The 18,607-nt window shown below is 68.4% G+C and carries 15 protein-coding genes; 12 read left to right on the forward strand and 3 right to left on the reverse strand.

Going from position 1 to position 18,607, the window contains the following annotated elements:
- The first annotated feature begins 136 nt into the window (after positions 1 to 136).
- Both QFZ83_RS13055 and QFZ83_RS13060 read left to right on the forward strand, forming a co-directional pair.
- Positions 137 to 2,785 carry an excinuclease ABC subunit UvrA gene (locus QFZ83_RS13055; protein ID WP_307506962.1) on the forward strand — a complete coding sequence of 883 codons (2,649 nt, stop codon included), beginning with the start codon at positions 137 to 139 and terminating at the stop codon, positions 2,783 to 2,785.
- 135 nt (positions 2,786 to 2,920) lie between these two features.
- Positions 2,921 to 3,901, forward strand: coding sequence for a PA2169 family four-helix-bundle protein (locus tag QFZ83_RS13060; protein WP_013541407.1), 981 nt, complete (start codon positions 2,921 to 2,923; stop codon positions 3,899 to 3,901).
- Between the two features lie 62 nt (positions 3,902 to 3,963).
- Here QFZ83_RS13060 and QFZ83_RS13065 read toward each other — a convergent pair whose 3' ends face one another.
- On the reverse strand, positions 3,964 to 5,244 hold the full coding sequence (locus tag QFZ83_RS13065) for a phosphatidylserine/phosphatidylglycerophosphate/cardiolipin synthase family protein (RefSeq protein ID WP_307506971.1): 1,281 nt from the start codon (positions 5,242 to 5,244) through the stop codon (positions 3,964 to 3,966).
- Positions 5,245 to 5,283: 39 nt separating this feature from the next.
- On the reverse strand, positions 5,284 to 5,916 hold the full coding sequence (locus QFZ83_RS13070; protein ID WP_013541409.1) for a response regulator transcription factor: 633 nt from the start codon (positions 5,914 to 5,916) through the stop codon (positions 5,284 to 5,286).
- Between the two features lie 281 nt (positions 5,917 to 6,197).
- Here QFZ83_RS13070 and QFZ83_RS13075 point away from each other — a divergent pair, with 281 nt between their 5' ends.
- From QFZ83_RS13075 to QFZ83_RS13085, 3 genes are read left to right on the forward strand one after another with little or no spacing between them, the layout of a single operon-like run.
- Entirely contained in the window at positions 6,198 to 6,476 is a 279-nt protein-coding gene (locus QFZ83_RS13075; RefSeq protein WP_307506973.1) for a hypothetical protein, read from the forward strand.
- Entirely contained in the window at positions 6,473 to 6,739 is a 267-nt protein-coding gene (locus tag QFZ83_RS13080) for a hypothetical protein (RefSeq protein WP_307506976.1), read from the forward strand. Before QFZ83_RS13075 ends, QFZ83_RS13080 begins: the two co-directional genes overlap by 4 nt.
- 11 nt (positions 6,740 to 6,750) lie before the next feature.
- A complete protein-coding gene (locus QFZ83_RS13085; RefSeq protein ID WP_307506978.1) occupies positions 6,751 to 7,851 on the forward strand; it encodes an ATP-dependent DNA ligase in 1,101 nt (366 codons plus the stop codon).
- Between the two features lie 13 nt (positions 7,852 to 7,864).
- On the opposite strand, the gene QFZ83_RS13090 is transcribed toward QFZ83_RS13085, so the two are convergent.
- Positions 7,865 to 8,119 carry a hypothetical protein gene (locus QFZ83_RS13090; protein WP_307506980.1) on the reverse strand — a complete coding sequence of 85 codons (255 nt, stop codon included), beginning with the start codon at positions 8,117 to 8,119 and terminating at the stop codon, positions 7,865 to 7,867.
- Between the two features lie 225 nt (positions 8,120 to 8,344).
- Here QFZ83_RS13090 and QFZ83_RS13095 point away from each other — a divergent pair, with 225 nt between their 5' ends.
- The 7 genes from QFZ83_RS13095 (at position 8,345) to treS (ending at position 18,590) form a co-directional block, all read left to right on the forward strand.
- Positions 8,345 to 8,581 (forward strand): hypothetical protein, encoded by a 237-nt coding sequence (locus tag QFZ83_RS13095; RefSeq protein ID WP_013541414.1) that lies wholly within the window; start codon positions 8,345 to 8,347, stop codon positions 8,579 to 8,581.
- A 32-nt stretch (positions 8,582 to 8,613) separates the two neighbouring features.
- Positions 8,614 to 9,810, forward strand: coding sequence for a DUF3182 family protein (locus QFZ83_RS13100; RefSeq protein WP_307506984.1), 1,197 nt, complete (start codon positions 8,614 to 8,616; stop codon positions 9,808 to 9,810).
- Positions 9,794 to 10,570, forward strand: a complete 777-nt coding sequence (locus tag QFZ83_RS13105) for a S9 family peptidase (protein WP_307506985.1) — start codon at positions 9,794 to 9,796, stop codon at positions 10,568 to 10,570. The genes QFZ83_RS13100 and QFZ83_RS13105 overlap by 17 nt, the downstream gene beginning before the upstream one ends.
- Positions 10,571 to 10,728: 158 nt before the next feature.
- The gene (locus tag QFZ83_RS13110; protein WP_306879420.1) at positions 10,729 to 11,058 is read left to right on the forward strand and encodes a hypothetical protein; all 330 of its coding nucleotides are present in this window, start codon (positions 10,729 to 10,731) and stop codon (positions 11,056 to 11,058) included.
- Between the two features lie 214 nt (positions 11,059 to 11,272).
- The gene (glgB, locus tag QFZ83_RS13115) at positions 11,273 to 13,162 is read left to right on the forward strand and encodes a 1,4-alpha-glucan branching protein GlgB (protein ID WP_307506987.1); all 1,890 of its coding nucleotides are present in this window, start codon (positions 11,273 to 11,275) and stop codon (positions 13,160 to 13,162) included.
- Complete coding sequence (locus QFZ83_RS13120; RefSeq protein WP_307506989.1) at positions 13,162 to 15,231, forward strand: alpha-1,4-glucan--maltose-1-phosphate maltosyltransferase; 2,070 nt, start codon at positions 13,162 to 13,164, stop codon at positions 15,229 to 15,231. Before glgB ends, QFZ83_RS13120 begins: the two co-directional genes overlap by 1 nt.
- A 47-nt stretch (positions 15,232 to 15,278) precedes the next feature.
- On the forward strand, positions 15,279 to 18,590 hold the full coding sequence (gene treS, locus QFZ83_RS13125; protein ID WP_307506990.1) for a maltose alpha-D-glucosyltransferase: 3,312 nt from the start codon (positions 15,279 to 15,281) through the stop codon (positions 18,588 to 18,590).
- The last annotated feature ends 17 nt before the right edge of the window (positions 18,591 to 18,607 follow it).

Raw genomic sequence — 18,607 nt, forward strand, 5'->3', positions numbered from 1 at the left:
GGCAGCGATCGTAGGGGATGCCGCGCGCGGGAGTCCGACGCCCGGGGTGGTCCGGTTCTCACAGCGTGGACGCGTCGTACCCTGCAGGCTCTCGATGCCTGCAAGGCACAAGACAAGAAGACAGAAAGAAGAAACCATGGCGCGCAAACCCGCCCGCACGTCCCCAAGCACGTCGGCCCGCGGCACCGACCACTTCGTGCGCGTCCGAGGCGCACGCGAACACAACCTTCGCAACGTCGATGTCGACATCCCGCGCGACGCGCTCGTGGTGTTCAGCGGCATCTCCGGCTCGGGCAAGTCGTCGCTGGCCTTCGGCACGCTGTACGCCGAGGCACAGCGGCGCTACTTCGAATCGGTCGCGCCGTATGCGCGCCGGCTCATCGACCAGGTGGGCGTGCCCGCGGTCGATGCCATCGACGGGCTGCCGCCCGCCGTCGCTCTGCAGCAGCAGCGCGGCACGCCGAGCACGCGCTCGTCGGTGGGCAGCGTCACCACGCTGTCGAGCCTGCTGCGCATGCTCTATTCGCGCGCCGGCGACTATCCGCCGCGCCAGCCGATGCTCTATGCGGAAGACTTCTCGCCGAATACGCCGCAGGGTGCATGCCCGACGTGCCATGGCCTGGGCCGTGTCTTCGAGGTGACCGAGCGCTCGATGGTGCCCGACGACACCCTCAGCATCCGCGAGCGCGCTATCGCCTCGTGGCCGCCCGCCTGGCACGGCCAGAACCTGCGCGATATCCTCGTCACGATGGGCATCGACGTCGACAAGCCGTGGCGCGAGCTGCCGAAGAAAACGCGCGACTGGATCCTCTTCACCGAGGAGCAGCCGACGGTGCCCGTGTACGCCGGCTTCACACCCGCCGAGACCCGCGGAGCGCTGCGCAGCAAGATGGAGCCGAGCTACCAGGGCACCTTCATGGGCGCGCGCAAGTACGTGCTGCACACCTTCGCGACCACGCAGAGCCCGCTCATGAAGAACCGCGTCGCGCGCTTCATGGTGGGCGGCGACTGCCCGGCCTGCAAGGGCAAGCGGCTCAAGCCCGAGGCCTTGTCGGTGCGTTTCGCGGGGCACGACATCGGCGAGATCGCGCGCATGCCGCTCGCGCAGTTCGCCGAGGTGCTGCGGCCGGTGGCGGCGGGCGAGGCACCAGCATCGTCCGTCCGTGGAGCGAGCCGCAGCGCCTTGCGCGAAAAAGGCGGCGCGCACGCAGCGGCGCCCGACGTGCGCCGCACGCCCAATCAATCGGCGGAAAAGCGCATTGCCGCGCAACGCATCGCTCACGACCTGCTGGAGCGCGTCACGGTGCTGAACGACCTGGGCCTGGGCTACCTCTCGCTGGACCGCAGCACGCCGACGCTGTCTCCCGGCGAACTGCAGCGCCTGCGCCTGGCGACGCAGATTCGCTCGAACCTCTTCGGCGTGGTCTACGTGCTGGACGAACCCTCGGCCGGGCTGCATCCCGCGGACGGCGAGGCGCTGGTTGTGGCGCTCGACACACTCAAGCGCTCGGGCAATTCGCTCTTCGTGGTGGAGCACGACCTCGACCTGATGCGGCGCGCCGACTGGCTGGTGGACGTGGGGCCCGATGCGGGCGAGAAGGGCGGCGTTGTCCTCTACAGCGGCCCGCCCGAGGGGCTGCGGCATGTGAAGGCATCGCACACGGCGCGCTACCTGTTCGCACCGCACACGGCGACTTCGCGGACCGTGCGCGCGCCGGCTGCATGGCTTGCGCTGGAAGACGTCACGCGCAACAACCTGCAGGGCCTGTCGGTGGCGTTTCCGCTCGGGGTGATGACGGCGGTGACCGGCGTCTCGGGCTCTGGCAAGTCCAGTCTGGTGAGCCAGGCGCTGGTCGAACTGGTGGCCGCGCACCTGGGCCACGAGGCGCCGCCGGCCGATGGCGAATCCGACGACGGACCCGATGAGGAGCCCCGCCTCGCGGGCCGCACCGGCGGCCGCATCGCCGGCGGCATGGAGCGCATCCGCCGGCTGGTGCGCGTGGACCAGAAGCCCATCGGCCGCACCCCGCGTTCCAACCTGGCGACCTACACGGGCCTGTTCGACCATGTGCGCAAGCGCTTCGCCGACACCAAGGCGGCCCGCGCGCGCCGCTTCGATGCCGGCCGGTTCTCTTTCAACGTGGCCAAGGGCCGCTGCCCGACCTGCGAGGGCGAGGGCTTCGTGAGCGTCGAGCTGCTCTTCATGCCCAGCGTGTACGCGCCGTGTCCCACCTGCCACGGCTCGCGCTTCAACGAACAGACGCTGAAGGTGACGCTGCGCGAGCGCACCATCGCCGACGTGCTGGCCATGACGGTGGAGGAGGCGCATGCCTTCTTCGAAGACGACGGCGCCATCGAACGGCCGCTGCGGCTGCTGAAAGCCATCGGGCTGGGCTACCTGCGCCTCGGGCAGCCCGCGACCGAGCTGTCGGGCGGGGAGGCGCAGCGCATCAAGCTCGCCACCGAGCTGCAGCGCGCGCAGCGCGGCGATGCGCTCTACGTGCTGGACGAGCCGACCACGGGCCTGCATCCATCCGACGTGGACAAGCTGATGGCACAGTTGGGCGGCCTGGTCGAGGCCGGCAACACCGTCATCGTCGTCGAGCACGAGATGCGGCTGGTCTCCGCCTGCGACTGGGTGATCGACATGGGTCCGGGCGCGGGCGAGGAGGGCGGGCAGGTGGTGGCGAGCGGTACGCCGCAGGCGGTGGCGAAGGCCGCGGGGAGCCGGACCGCGCCTTACCTCGCGCGCTGGACGGCACCTGGCGGGGAAGCCGAGCGTTGATCCGCGCGAGGCCCGACTGCGCCTACAAGCAGCCGGGCCCAAGCCCCACGATGGCGCGTGCCTCGACCTGCAGGATGAAGACTGTTCGATCCAGAGTCGATCGACTTTCTTTCCACCCTCATTCAAGGAGCCACCATGGCAAAAGACCGCACATCCCTGCATCCTGACGATCTCAACCGCGATCCCATCTCCGGCGCGCCCGGCGCGCATCCCGTCGGCACCGGCGTCGGCGCCACGGGCGGTGCCGTGGCGGGTGCCGCCGTCGGCGCGGCCGGCGGCCCGGTGGGCGCTGCGGCGGGCCTTGTCGTCGGCGCAGTGGTCGGCGGGCTCGGGGGCAAGGCCGTGGCCGAGCGCGTGAACCCGACCGCCGAGCGCAGCTACTGGGAGAACGCCTACGACCGCGAGCCGTACTACGAGACCGGCCGCACCTACGACGACTACGGTCCGGCCTACGAGCTGGGCTGGTCCAGCCGCAATGCCGCGGTCGATGAGTTCGCCTCGGTCGAGCCCTCGCTCGCGCGCGAGTGGGAAACGCGCCGCGGCACTTCGTCGCTCGACTGGGAGCGCGCCCGTCCGGCCTCGCATGCCGCATGGGAACGTGCCGACCGCCTGTATTTCCGCGAGGAAGACACGGCCATTCCCGAAGGCGAGCCGCTGTCGAACGAAGAAGTCGTCGATGTTCTGAACGACCTGCTCGAGAACACGCGCGACGGCGAATACGGTTTCCGCACCTGCGCCGAAGAGGTGGAAGCTGGCCGCTTGAAGGAGGTCTTCGCCTCGCGCGCCGCGCAGTGCCAGGCGGCGGCGAGCCAGCTGGTGGAACTGGTCATCACCTACGGCGGCAAGCCCGCGGAAGGCGGCACCGCCTCCGGCGCGATGCACCGCGGCTGGGTCCACGTGAAGGGCGCCGTGGGCGCGAACAGCGAGCTGTCGATCCTGGAGGAATGCGAGCGCGGCGAAGACGCGGCCGTGGCCCGCTACCGCAAGGCGCTGAAGCGCGCGCTGCCGGCGGGCGTGCGCCAGATCCTGCAGGCGCAGGCCCAGGGTGCGCAGCGCAACCATGACCAGATCCGCGATCTGCGCAACGCGGCACGCGCGGCCAAGGCGCGCAGCTGATCCGCGTCGCAACCCGCACATTGCAACCCACAACAAGCGCGGCCTTCGGGCCGCGCTTTTTTTCAGAGCTGAACCGAGAGCACCGAGGCCAGGTGCTCCATCGCCTTCTCGTGCAGGGGGCGGTTCTTCCAGTCTTCGAAGGTGATGCGCCTGGATTGCGCGAGGTCGGCCTCGAACTGCACGGTCTCGGCGGCCGCGAAGGCCTCGTCGTAGATGTTGAGGTTGGCTTCGTCGTTCAGCCGGAACGAGCGGTTGTCGAAGTTGGTGGAGCCCACCGACACCAGGAGCCCGTCGACCATGAACACCTTGCAGTGAAACATTGTCGGCTGGTATTCGCTGATTTCCGCACCGGCCTCGAGCAAGGGCCCCCAGCTCGCGCGCGATGCGGCGCGCACCGTCTGCGAATCGATGATCGGCCCCGGCGTGATGATGCGCAGCCGCACGCCGCGCCGCATGGCCGCCACCAGCGCGCCCACCGTCAGGTCGTCGGGCACGAAGTACGCGCTCGACAGGTCGATGGACTTGGTCGCCGCCGCGATCGACAGGAGGTACATCAGGTGCATGCTTTCGCTGCCGCCCGAGGGCGAACTGCTGAACACCTGGGCGCGGCCATCGCCCACGGGCGCAAGGCGGGGAAAGTAGCGCTCGCCGTGCAGCACATCGCCCGACACCTTGATCCAGTTGTCCATGAACACCGCCTGCATCTGCGCCACCACCGGCCCTTCGACCTTGTAGTGCGAGTCCCGCCAGTGCTTCGCGTCCTGCGCATGGCCGGTCCATTCGGGCGCGATGCCCACGCCGCCAGTGAAGCCGACGCGGCCGTCCACCACCAGCAGCTTGCGGTGCGTGCGGTTGTTCATGCGGCCGATGTCATACCAGCTCGGCTTGTGAAAGCGGCGGATCTGCACACCGGCCGATTCCATCTCCTTGATGAAGTCGTCGTCCACCTTGGCACTGCCCACCCAGTCGAGCAGCACATGCACCGGCACGCCGGCCCTCGCGCGCTCCGACAGCGCATCGGCAAAGGCGCGGCCGATGTCGCCCGACCAGTAGATGTAGGTCTCGAAGGTGATGCTTTCCTTCGCGCCGCGGATGGCTTCGAGCATCGGCGGAAAGATGCGATCGCCGTTGTAGAGCGCCTCGAAGCGGTTGCCGCCGGCGATCGGCGGGCCGAGCATCACGCCCAGCACGCGCTGGTACTGCGCGTCGTGCAGCGAATACTCGCGGCGGATCTGCTCGTCCAGCTTCTTCTCGCTGCCGCCCAGATTGACCACCAGCAGCGTGGCCGCCACGGTCAAGAGGAAGGTCCAGACGACCGCCTTGAGCGTCCTGCGGTGCCTCACGTCACGTCAGTCCAACTGCCCTGGGCACCCGCCGCGCCTTCAATCGATCAACTGCGTCTTGATGGCGTAGTAGGTGAGGTCGCTGTTCGTGGAGAGGTTCATCTTCTCCATGAGCCGCGTGCGGTAGGTGCTGATGGTCTTGACCGACAGCGACAGCGCCTCGCCGATGCTGCCCACCGATTCGCCCTTGGCGAGCTTCAGGAACACCTGGAACTCGCGCTCCGACAGGTGCTTGTGCGGCGGCTCGCTGTCCTTGCGCTCCAGCTGGCCGGCCAGCAGCTCGGCCACCGAGGCCGAGATGTAGCGGCGCCCCAGCGCGACGGTGCGGATGGCGTTGGCGATTTCCTCGGGCTCGCATTCCTTGTTGAGGTAGCCCGATGCGCCCTGGCGGATCAGGTTGACCGCGTAGTGCTCCTCCGGGTAGCCGCTCAGGATGAGCACGCCCAGTTGCGGCGCCTTGGCGCGCACCATTGCGAGTGCGTCGATGCCGCTTTGGCCGGGCATGGAAAGGTCCATCACCAGCACATCCATGTCGGTGGTGCGGACCATGTCGATTGCCTCGCGGCCGGTGGCGGCCTCGCCGACGACCCGGAAATCCACGAAGGTAGAGAAGAAAGCCTTGAGGCCTGAACGCACGACCGCGTGGTCGTCGACGATGCCGATCTTGATCATGATGGGGCTGCTCCTTCCGCGTGAACACAAAAATGGCCGCGTGTGTCGCGGCGGGGGAACAATGCCACAACAGTGCGTCGTTTCACGACGGCGCATGCAGGTCGAGCGCTTGTCCTGCACGGGAATGCCGTTCAGTCCGCCATGAAGACGCGGCCTGGCGCCGATTCGTGGCACTGCGCCTACAGCGCATGTCCCGCCACGCCGACAGGACGGTCCCGGGTGCTGCAAAAGCATGAAGGCTCTTTTGCGAACCGCGAAGGAATTTTCGAAGGACCCGAACCATGGCATCCATCACCACCAGAACCCAATCCGACACCGATCCCATCGGCCCCCACGACGACAACCCGCCTTCGCGCGGCAAGCTCGAGAGCGGCGGAACATCCGGCAGCGCCCCGCTGAATTTCGACGACGACGAAATCTATTCGGGCCGCAGCAAGACGCGCGACGGCGGCACCACGCACGCCGCCGGAGGCGACAGCGGCAAGGTCGGCCCGCCGGCCGAGCAGCTCTCGGACACCAATGCACCCAGCGATCCCGCCAACCGGAAGGGCCGGTCATGACGCAAGGCACTTCTCCCCTCAACAGCGGCGACGGCTCCCGTCCGACCACGGACGGCACGGTCGACAACATCGGCGGCGGCGAGCGCTTCGTGGCGCCCGACAAGGAAGGCGAGCGCACCGGGCCCCAGCCGCATGAACGTTTCGCCGAAAAGCGCAAGGACGTGGCAGCGAGCAAGAAGGACGATTCGGACGCCTTCCATCTGCACGAGGACCTGGACAGCGAGACCAACGAGGAAAGTCCGCCACCCGCGCCCGCTCCCTGAGGCGCAAGCGCGTGGCCACGCAGATCGCTCCGGTCGAGCCGATGCTCGCGAGGATCGCCGAGGAGGTGCCGCCCGAAGGTGAATTTCTCTACGAGCCCAAATGGGACGGCTTTCGCGCCATCGTGTTCCGCGACGCGGCGGGCGTGCGCATCCAGAGCCGCGACCTCAAGCCGCTGGACCGCTATTTCCCCGAACTGCATGCGGCCCTGTATGACGGCCTGCCGGCGCGCTGCGTGCTGGATGGCGAGATCGTCATTGCCGGCGCGGCCGGGCTCGACTTCGATGCCTTGCTGCAGCGCGTGCATCCGGCGGCTTCACGCGTCGAGCGCCTCGCGCGCGAAACGCCGGCGTCTTTCGTTGCCTTCGACCTGCTGGCGCTCGAAGGCCGCGACCTCCATCAGCGCAACCAGAGCGAGCGGCGGATGCTTCTGGAAGCGTTCATGGCCGACGTCGGCCCACCGATCCACCTCACGCCGATGACCGAAAGCCGCGCGGTCGCCCTGCAATGGCTCGACCACTTCGAGGGCGCGGGCCTCGATGGTGTGGTTGCCAAGCGCGCCGACGGCGCCTACCTGCCGGGCGAGCGCGCCATGTTCAAGGTGAAGCACGTGCGCACGGCCGACTGCGTGCTGGCCGGTTTGCGGTGGCACAAGTCAGGCGACGACGCGGTCGGCTCGCTGCTGCTGGGGCTATGGGACGCAGAGGGCGTGCTGCAGCACGTGGGGGCCACGTCGTCGTTCGACATGGCCACGCGCCGCGCGTTGGCGCGCGAACTCGCGCCTCTCATGCGCAACGCCAGCCGCGGCCATCCCTGGATAGGCGCCGACGACGCGGCCACCGCGGCACTTCAGGCCCGCCAGCGTGCACCCGGCGCGCGGACGCGATGGAATTCCGGCAAGGATCTCTCGTGGGTGCCGCTGCGTCCGGAGCGCGTGTGCGAGGTGCGCTACGACCATCTGCAGGGCGATCGCTTCCGCCACGGCGCCATCTTCGTGCGCTGGCGGCCCGACAAGCCGCCGGCTGCCTGCACCTATGCGCAATGCGAGGTAACGCCGCCCTACGAACTGGCGCGGGTGTTCGCGGCCGAGCGCACGCGCCCGGCTTCGGCGTGAAGCGCCGCGCCCCTCAACTCACACCGAGGACGATCGCGCCCGACTCGATGAACCGGTCGAACTCGATCTTGGGAATGGCGGCCGTGAGCGGCTGGCCGTCTTCGGTCCAGGTCAGCACGGCGCTGTCGCCTTCCACGATGACCTGGCATTCGCCTTCGCGAATCTCCAGCAGCGGGCCGTCGCCGGCACGGAACTCGACGGGCGCGACGATGCGCGCACTGATCTGTGTGGGGTTGGATGACATGTCGCAGATGTTTGCCGCAGCCATCGGGTGTGCGCGTGGGACGGCACCGCGTGAGAGGCGAGGGCAATGCCCTCAGCGTCAAGCATGCGGCCGCCATGGGAGCCGCTTGCGCATCGAAGCCCCCGCCGCGCGGGACTGTTCCCACGCACAGGCGCAGCGCCTTCCGACCGCGCACCTCCCGAACGGGACAGCACCATGGCCGGGCGCCTTCCTTCTTCGAGGAGGGGCCCACATTGCCAGGAGCGCACCATGACCAAGGAACCGAAAGAGCAGAAGCCATTTCCCTTTCCCACGTCGGAGAACCATGGCAAGCCGGCCGAGCAGGAAAAACCCGTCGAGCAGCCCGCCAGCGAGGAAGCGCTGGACAGCGGGGTGGAGGAGTCTTTCCCTGCGAGCGATCCGGTGTCCGTCACCGTCACCAAGGTGAAGCTGCCTTCGGCGGAAAAGGACAAGGACGCGGACAAGAACAAGGCACACCAGCGCTGACGGCACGGCAACCATCGACCACCACCGCCACCATGAAAACGGCCCTCCGACCCCGGCCCGCCGCAACGGCGTCTCCCGCCCCGCAGCCGCAGGTTCAATCGCAATCGCAATCGCAACCCCAGCCGCGCGGCCTCGTGACATGGAACCTCGATGCGGCCGCCTACTGCAGCGCGCATGAGCACGCCACCCGCAGCGACTTTGCGCGGCGGCTCGCCGTGCTCACGGGCTGCGCCTATGCCGGCGACTACGACGAGCGGCAGCCGTATGTAACGGCGCCGTACTTCGTGCCCAGCAACACCGTGACCGACGCCGGCCTCGCGCAAGCCATGGGCATCGCCGGCGTGCACGACCTGTTCGGCGGCGTGGTGCCGCACCCGTTCATCGCCACCAAGGCCATCACCCATCCGGTGGCCGGGGCCGGTGCGCCGCAACCCGCCGGCTGGAACCCACGCTTCGCCCCCGAGATCGCCGGCTCGGCGCTGGCCGGGTTCTCGTGCTTCTCACGTGCGGAGGCGCGCCGGGCAGGGCGCACGTTGCTCGGCGCGGGCGTGGTGCGCATCAAGCCGGTGACCGCGACCGGCGGCCGGGGCCAGGTCGTGGCGCACAGCGCCGATGCGCTCGATCGCTGCATCGACGCCATGGACGAGGCCGACATCGCCAGCCACGGCGTGGTGATCGAAGAGAACCTGGAGCGCCCCGTCACCTACAGCGTCGGGCAGGTGATCGTGGCGCGCATGGTCGTGAGCTACTACGGCCAGCAGCGCCTGGCGCGCGACAACGCGGGCGAAGAGGTCTACGGCGGCTCCGATCTCACGCTGGTGCGTGGCGACTTCGAAGCGCTGCTCGCCGCGCCCGGCCTCGCGCCGCCGCTTCGCCACGCGATCGACCAGGCCCGGCGCTACCACCGCGCCGTGATCGATTGCTACCCGGGCTTCTTCGCCTCGCGCACGAACTACGACGTGGCGCAAGGCACCGGGCACGGCGGGGCGTGGCGCTCGGGCGTGCTGGAGCAGTCGTGGCGGGTGGGCGGCGCCACGGGCGCCGAGATCGCGGCGCTCGAATCGTTCCACGCGGACCCGGCCTGCGAGCGCGTTCGCGCGTCGACCTTCGAGGTGTACGGCCCGGCCACGGTGCCCGCGCACGCCATCGTTTCCTACCAGGGCGTCGATCCGCAGGTCGGACCGCTCGCCAAATACACCCTGTTGAACCTTCATGCCGACTCGCCATAGCGCCATCGATATCGCCGTGGACGGCCAGCACATCGAAGGCACGCTCTTCGCGGCCTCGACGACCGTGCCCGGCGTGCTGCTGGTGCACGGGTGGGACGGGAGCCAGGAGCAGTACATGAAACGGGCGCAGGAGATCGCCGCACTGGGCTGCGTGTGCCTCACCTTCGACCTGCGCGGCCACGCCCGCCATGCCGCGCAGCGGATGGAAGTGACGCGCGAGGACAACCTGCGCGACGTGCTCGCCGCCTACGACGCGCTGGTCGGCCACCCGACCGTCGACCCGGCATCCATTGCCATCGTCGGCAGCAGCTATGGCGGCTACCTCGCCGCGCTGGTGAGCGCGATGCGGCCGGTGCGATGGCTCGCGCTGCGCGCACCGGCGCTGTACCGCGACCGCGAGTGGGACACGCCCAAAGGCAAGCTGAGCCGCTCCGACCTCGTGACCTACCGCCGCTCGCTGGTCGGCCCCGCCGACAACCGGGCGCTCGCGGCCTGCTCCCGGTTCACGGGCGACGTGCTGATCGTCGAGTCGGAAGACGACCAGACCGTGCCGCACCCGGTGGTCGAGAACTACCTGGCCGCCTTCAAGCGCGTGCGCTCGGTCACCTACCGCGTGCTGTCGGGCGCTGACCATGCGCTGTCGAAGCAGGAATCGCGGCAGGCCTACGGCGCGCTGCTGGTGTCGTGGATCACCGAGATGACGCTCGGCGCGAAGGCCACGGCGACGATCACGAAGCCGGTGTCGAAGAGTCCGGCGTGAGCGGGGTGTGAGTGGTGTAGGTAACTGCTCTGGTGCTGATGTAGGACGCGTCCTGCACGAACACGCGCCAAATTCCATCGCCGCCTGTGGGCGCGCGCGCCTTCAATTCCTGCCGCGGCGCACCGCGCACAACGCCCCCCAACACAGGAGACACGGCCATGGATTTCGAGGGTATTTACTGTTTCGACACCGCATCGGTGCGCCTTGCCGTCTACCCCGACGGCCCGCAGGGCGCACGGGTCGTGGCGCAGATTTCCGAAGACACCTTGCACGACGGATTCGGCACGCGCGAGGTCGGGCACCGTCTGCTGGATGTCTGCAAGAACAACTTCCGCGCGATCGAGCTTGCCGCCGTCGCGCGCTACCGGGCGAACAAGCGTCAGTCGGTCATCACGCTGACGCTCGGCGACTTCACGGTGCACCGGAGTGCACAGGCTGCCAACGAGGCCATGCGCGCCACGCGCGAGGACGACGCGATCGCCGCCTGAGGGCCCGAGGTTTACGGGAAACCGTTTCATTCGAGGCCGTGCACGCCATTGCGGTGCATTGCAGGGCACCGCACGGGCAGCTCTCTGACACGGCGAGGGGGCAGAGGCCGTAACCGCGACGCCATTCGTTCTTGCAAATTGGTGGCAGCCATGCGGAGGCCAGCGTCGTTCCTTGAACAACCGTTCCGCGGGCCATTCAATTCGAGGAACGCCGGTGCCGTTGAACCATTCACTCCAGGGCGAGCGAGACGCTTATCTTTTTCGGGAAGGGACCCACTCCCGCCTGTATGACTTGCTGGGTTGTCACCCGCAGGAAGAGGGCGGAGCCCACTTCGCGGTGTGGGCCCCGAACGCCGAATCTGTTTCCGTAGTGGGCGACTGGAACTACTGGTCCGGCGATGCCGACCCGCTGCAGCCCAGCCCCGACGGCACGGGCATCTGGCGCGGGCATGTGCCGCAAGCCGCCATCGGGCAGGCCTACAAGTACCGCATCCGTTCGCGCCATGGCGGCTACACGGTCGACAAGGCCGACCCGGTCGCCTTCAGCGCCGAGCCGCCTCCCGCCACCGCGTCGCGCATTTGCGAGCTTTCGTACAAATGGGGCGATGCGGAATGGATGGCCAACCGCGGGCCCTTCAATGCGCTCGATGCGCCGCAGTCGGTGTACGAAGTGCACCTGGGTTCATGGCGCCGCAAGGACGGCCAGTTCCTCGGCTATCGCGAGATCGCGCACCAGCTGGCCGACTATGTGACGAAGATGGGCTTCACGCATGTGGAGCTCATGCCGGTGACCGAGCATCCGTTCTACGGCTCGTGGGGCTACCAGACCACCGGCTACTTCGCGCCCACCGCGCGCTTCGGTTCGCCGCAGGACTTCATGTACCTCGTGGACCACCTGCACCAGCAGGGCATCGGCGTGCTGCTGGACTGGGTGCCCTCGCACTTTCCGACCGACGAGCACGGCCTGGGCTACTTCGACGGCACGCACCTGTACGAGCATGCCGATCCGCGCCAGGGCTTCCATCCAGAGTGGAGCTCGAGCATCTTCAACTACGGCCGGCCGGAGGTGCGCAGCTTCCTGGTGTCGTCGGGCCTGTTCTGGCTGGACCTGTACCACCTCGATGGCCTGCGGGTGGACGCGGTCGCCTCCATGCTCTACCTCGACTACGCGCGCAAGCACGGCGAATGGATTCCCAACCGCCACGGCGGGCGCGAGAACCTGGAAGCCATCGACTTCCTGCAGACGCTGAACCGCGCCGTCTACCGCGAGCACCCCGACACCGTCACCGTGGCCGAGGAATCGACCGCCTGGCCGCGCGTCTCGCGCCCCACCGACATGGACGGCCTGGGCTTCGGCGAGAAATGGAACATGGGCTGGATGCACGACACGCTGGCCTACATGAAAGAGGACCCGGTCAACCGCAAGTACCACCACCACAAGCTGACCTTCTCGCTGGTGTATGCCTTCCACGAGAACTTCGTCCTGCCGCTCTCGCACGACGAGGTGGTGCACGGCAAGGGCTCGCTCATCAACAAGATGCCCGGCGACACCTGGCAGCAGTTCGCCAACCTGCGGGCGCTCTACGGCTTCATGTGGGCGCACCCGGGCAAGAAGCTGCTCTTCATGGGCGGCGAGTTCGGCCAGCGCCGCGAGTGGACGCACGACGGCGAACTCGAATGGTGGGTGTGCGAGCAGGAAGGGCACGGCGGCGTGCAGCGCCTGGTGGCGCAGCTCAACCGCGTGTACCGCGCGGCGCCCGCGCTGCACCAGGTCGACTTCGCTTCGTCGGGCTTCGAGTGGGTCACCGCCAACGACGAGGCGCAGAGCGTGTTCGCGTTCCTGCGCAAGGCCGCCGATGGCAGCCCGCCGCTGCTCGTGGTGAGCAACATGACCCCGGTGCCGCGCACCAACTACCTGCTCGGCGTGCCGCTGGGCGGCCACTGGCGCGAGGTGATCAACACCGACGCCACGGAGTTCGGCGGCGCGGGCTGGGGCAATTTCGGGGGCGTCGAGGCGGCGCCCGTGCGTTCCCACGGACACAGGCAATCGGTGTGCATCACCTTGCCGCCCTTGTCCACGCTGATCCTGGAGCACCGGCCCTGATGAAGAACATTTTCTCGACCAAGCCGCTCGCCGCCGCGGGCGCCCTCGACGGCACCGGCATCGACTTCGACCACGGCGCCTCGCGCGCGGTCATCGACGCGGTGCTGCCCAACGTGGACAACGGCCGCTTCGCGGTCAAGTGCGTGGCGGGCGAGCGCGTGACGGTGCGCGCGCATTGCTTCACCGACGGCCACGACGTGCTGCGCGTGCAGCTGTGCTGGCGCGCGCAAGACCAGAACCAGAAGGAATTCCGCGAGGTGCCGATGAAGCCGCTGGTCAACGACGTGTGGGAGGCCGCGTTCTCCCCGCCGTCGGTGGGCCGCTACGTCTACACGGTGGTCGCGTGGGTCGATCCCTTCGAGTCGTGGCGCCACGAGATGACGCGCCGCGTCGACCCGCAGGACGTGCGCATCGCCGCGCAGGTCGGCGCGCTCGAAATCGCCGCCGCGGCTGCCCGCGCCGAGGGCAGCGACCGCGCCGAACTTCAGCGCTGGGCCACCGAACTCGATGCCACGGCCGCCAACCCGGGCGCGGACGTGACCTCGCTCAAGGCGCTGGCGCTGGACGACGAATACGCCGATCTGGTGCGCCGCCACCCCGATCGCCGGCACGCCGTGCGCCACCCTGTCGAACTGCCACTGGTCGCGGACCGCGAACGCGCGCGCTTCAGCACCTGGTACGAACTCTTTCCGCGCTCGGCCGGCACCGTGCCCGGTGTGCACGGCACCTTCAGGGACGTGGAGGCGCGCCTGCCCGCCATTGCCGCAATGGGCTTCGACGTGCTGTATTTCCCGCCGATCCATCCGGTCGGCCGCATGCAGCGAAAAGGCCCGAACAACGCGCTCGAAGCCGGGCCCGACGACGTGGGCAGCCCCTGGGCCATCGGCGCGGCCGAGGGCGGGCACAAGTCGATCCTGCCGGCGCTCGGCACCGAAGAAGACTTCAGGCACCTGCTCGCGCGCGCGGCGGACCACGGGCTGGAGATCGCGCTCGACATCGCCTTCCAGTGCGCGCCCGACCACCCCTACGTGAAGGCGCACCCCGACTGGTTCCGCTGGCGGCCCGACGGTACGGTGCAGTACGCGGAGAACCCGCCCAAGAAGTACCAGGACATCTACCCGTTCAACTTCGAGTGCGAGGACTGGCGCGGCCTCTGGGCGGAACTCAAGAGCGTGTTCGACCACTGGATCGGGGAGGGCGTGCGCATCTTCCGCGTGGACAACCCGCACACCAAGGCCTTCCCGTTCTGGGAGTGGGTCATCGGCGAAGTGAAGCGCGAGCACCCCGACACCATCTTCCTGGCCGAAGCCTTCACCCGGCCGAAGGTGATGCACCGGCTCGCGAAGCTGGGCTTCTCGCAGAGCTACACCTACTTCACCTGGCGCAACACGAAAGAGGAGCTGCAGGCGTACTTCACCGAACTCTCGACCGCGCCCGGCATCGACTACTTCCGACCGAACGCCTGGCCCAACACGCCGGACATCCTGCACGAGCAGTTGCAGACCGGCGAGCCCGCGGTGTACATGTCGCGCCTCGTGCTGGCCGCCACGCTCGCGGCCAACTACGGCATCTACGGGCCGGCCTACGAACTGCGCGAGCACCTGCCGCGCGGCCCGGGCAGCGAGGAGTACCTCGACTCCGAGAAGTACCAGCTGCGCCACTGGAACCACGACGACCCGACCAGCCTTGCGCCATTCATCGCGCGGGTGAACCGCATCCGCCGCGAGAACCCCGCGCTGCAGCGCGACCGGGGCCTGCGGTTTTTGCATGTGGACAACGACCAGCTGCTCGCCTATGCCAAGGCATCGCCGGACGGCGAGAACGTGGTGGTCACCGTGGTCAACCTCGATCCGCACAACGCCCAGTGGGGCTGGGTCGGGCTGGAGCCCGCGAGCGTGGGCGTGAAGGACGGACAGCCGTTCCAGATGCACGACCTGCTGAGCGGCCAGCGCTTCACCTGGCAGGGCGACTGGCACTACGTGAGGCTCGATCCGCACAGCGTGCCGGCGCACATCTTCGTGGTGCGCCGCCGGCATGGCGACGAGCGCGACTTCGACTACTTCCTGTAGCCGAGAAGCCGAGAAACAACAAAGAAACGAAGGAAGGTTTGTCGCCCATGAATGCACCCGTCTCCCACATCGCGCTTGAAACCGTCGAGATCGACAACAGCGACGATCCGCTGTGGTACCGCGACGCGGTGATCTACCAGCTCAACGTCAAGGCCTTCTTCGACTCCAACAACGACGGCATGGGCGACTTCAAGGGCGTGACCGCCAAGCTCGACTATGTGAAGGAGCTGGGCGTCAACACCATCTGGCTGATGCCGTTCTATCCGTCGCCGCTGCGGGACGACGGCTACGACATCTCCGAGTACGAGGACGTGCATCCGCAGTACGGCACGCTGGACGATTTCCGCGAGATGCTGGCCGAGGCGCACAAGCGGGGCCTGCGTGTCATTACCGAACTGGTCATCAACCACACCTCGAGCGAGCACCCGTGGTTCAAGGCCGCGCGCCTGGCGCCGCCCGGTTCGCCCGAGCGCAACTTCTATGTGTGGAGCGACACCGACCAGATCTACCAGGGCACGCGGATCATCTTCACCGACACCGAAACCTCGAACTGGACCTGGGACCCGGTCGCCAAGCAGTACTTCTGGCACCGCTTCTTCAGCCACCAGCCGGACCTGAACTTCGACAACCCGGCGGTGATGGAAGCCATCCTGAAGACGATGAAGTTCTGGCTCGACATGGGCGTGGACGGCTTCCGCCTGGACGCCATTCCCTACCTGGTGGAGCGCGACGGCACCAGCAACGAGAACCTGCCCGAGACGCATGCGGTCATCAAGCAGCTGCGCGCGGCCATCGATGCGCAGTACAAGAACCGCTTCCTGCTGGCCGAGGCCAACATGTGGCCCGAGGACGTGCGCGAATATTTCGGCGACGGCGACGAGTGCCACATGGCGTATCACTTCCCGCTGATGCCGCGCATGTACATGGCCATAGCGCAGGAAGACCGGCATCCGATCGTGGAAATCATGGCGCAGACGCCCGACATTCCCGAGGGCTGCCAGTGGGCGATTTTCCTGCGCAACCACGACGAGCTCACGCTCGAGATGGTGACCAGCAAGGAGCGCGACTACATGTACACCATGTACGCGGCCGACATGCGCGCGCGCATCAACCTGGGCATCCGCCGGCGCCTGGCGCCGCTGATGGAAAACGACCTGGACCGCGTGAAGCTCATGAACGGCATGCTGCTGTCGATGCCGGGCTCGCCGATCATCTACTACGGCGACGAGATCGGCATGGGCGACAACGTGTTCGTGGGCGACCGCAACGGCGTGCGCACGCCGATGCAGTGGAGCCCCGACCGCAATGCCGGCTTCTCGCGCGCCGACCCGCAGCGCCTGTACCTGCAGCCGATCATGGACCCGATGTTCGGCTACGAGGCCCTGAACGTGGAGACGCAGGCGCGCGACAGCAGCTCGCTCCTGAACTGGACCAAGCGCATGCTCGCGGTGCGCAAGACCAGCCATGCCTTCGGCCGCGGCAAGCGGCGCTTTCTGAAGCCTGGCAACCGCAAGATCCTCGCGTACCTGAGCGAGTACGACGGCGACGTGATCCTCACCGTTTTCAACCTCTCGCGCGCCGCGCAGCCGGTGGAGCTCGACCTCTCGGAGTTCAAGGGCTTCGTGCCCATCGAGATGCTGGGCCGCGCGCCGTTCCCGCCCATCGGCGAGCTGCCGTACCTGCTCACGCTGGCCTCGTACGGCTTCTACTGGTTCAAGCTCACGGCCGAGGCCGATGCGCCCAGCTGGCACGAGCAGGGCGTGGCGCTGCAGGAGTGGCCCACGCTGGTGCTGTTCGACGGCTGGACCAGCTTCTTCCGCGAGCGCGTGATGCCGTGGCGCATCGGCATGTCAGAGCGCATGCGCACCCAGTTCGAACTGGAGACGCTGCCGCGCCACATAGAGATCCAGCGCTGGTATGCCTCCAAGGGCACGGCCATCCGCCGCGCGCGGGTGGTCGACCACGCCGTGTGGGAAGCCAACGGGCAGAGTTGGCTGCTGCCGCTGCTCGACCTGGACGGCCCGCCCGGCGGCGCCACTTACTTCATGCCGCTCGCGCTGGCGTGGGAAGAGCGCGACGAGGAGCGCATGGCCGGCGTGGCGCAGGCCGCCATCGCCCGCATCCGCCAGCAGGCGCAGGTCGGCCTGATGGGCGATGCCTTCTACGACGAGGCCTTCTGCCGCGAGCTGGTGCGCACCATCGGCAACGGCGCCGAAGTGCCCACGGCCAACGGCAAGCTGGTGTTCAAGCCGACGGCGGCCTTTGCGGAGATGGCGGTCGACATCGATGCGCTGCCGGTCGGCCGCCCGAGCGGCGTGAGCAGCAACACGGTGGTCACGCTGAACGAAACGCTGTTCCTCAAGGGCTACCGCCATGTGCGCGAGGGCATCAACCCCGAGCTGGAGATGGGCCGCTTCCTCACCGAGGTGGCGCGCTACCCGAACTGCGTGCCGGTGCTCGGCGCGCTGGAGTACATGACCCACGACGGCCGCACCATGACACTGGCGATGGTGCAGAGCTACATGGCCAACCAGGGCGACGGCTGGGACTACACGCTGGGGTACCTCGAACGGTTCCTGCGCGACGTGGCCACCACCGACGCCAGCGCGCCCGAGGCGACGGAGGTGGCCGACGTGCACGGCGGCTTCCTTGCGCTCATGGCCACGCTGGGCCGGCGCACGGCCGAGCTGCACCGCGCGCTCGCCACGCGCACCGGCGCCGCGGCCTTCGACCCCGAGCCGCTCGCGCCCGCCGACCATGCGGGCTTCAAGGCGCATGCGGCCGAGGACGCCACCGCCACGCTCGCGCTGCTGCGCGAACGCATCGACCTGCTGCCGGGCGCCGCGCAGGCCGATGCGCGCACGCTGCTCGACGCGGCCGATGCGCTGCAGGCCGGCATCGCGTCGCGCCGGCCGGTGGAGGGCGTGGGCGTCAAGACCCGCTACCACGGCGACTACCACCTGGGCCAGGTGCTGGTGAAGGACAACGACTTCGTCATCATCGATTTCGAGGGCGAACCCGCGCGCACCTTCGACGAGCGCCGCACCAAGGGCTCGCCGCTGCGCGACGTGGCGGGCATGCTGCGCTCGTTCAACTACGCGCGCTGGTCGGCACTGCGCCGGGTGGCGCAGAGCCCGGAGGAGGCCGAGCGCCTCGCCGCACCCGCCATCGCCTGGGAACAGGCCACGCGCGCGGCCTTCCTGGCCGGCTACGGCGATGCGGTGGACACCGAGCTGCTCGCGCTGTTCGAACTCGACAAGGCGCTGTACGAGCTGCGCTACGAGCTCAACAACCGCACCGACTGGGCACAGGTCCCGCTGCACGGCGTGCTCGCGCTGATCCGGCCGGCCCGCGGCTGAACCGGCGACACGACGCG

The sequence above is a fragment of the Variovorax sp. W1I1 genome, from assembly GCF_030815625.1.
In the GTDB taxonomy this organism is placed as follows: Bacteria; Pseudomonadota; Gammaproteobacteria; order Burkholderiales; family Burkholderiaceae_C; genus Variovorax; species Variovorax paradoxus_C.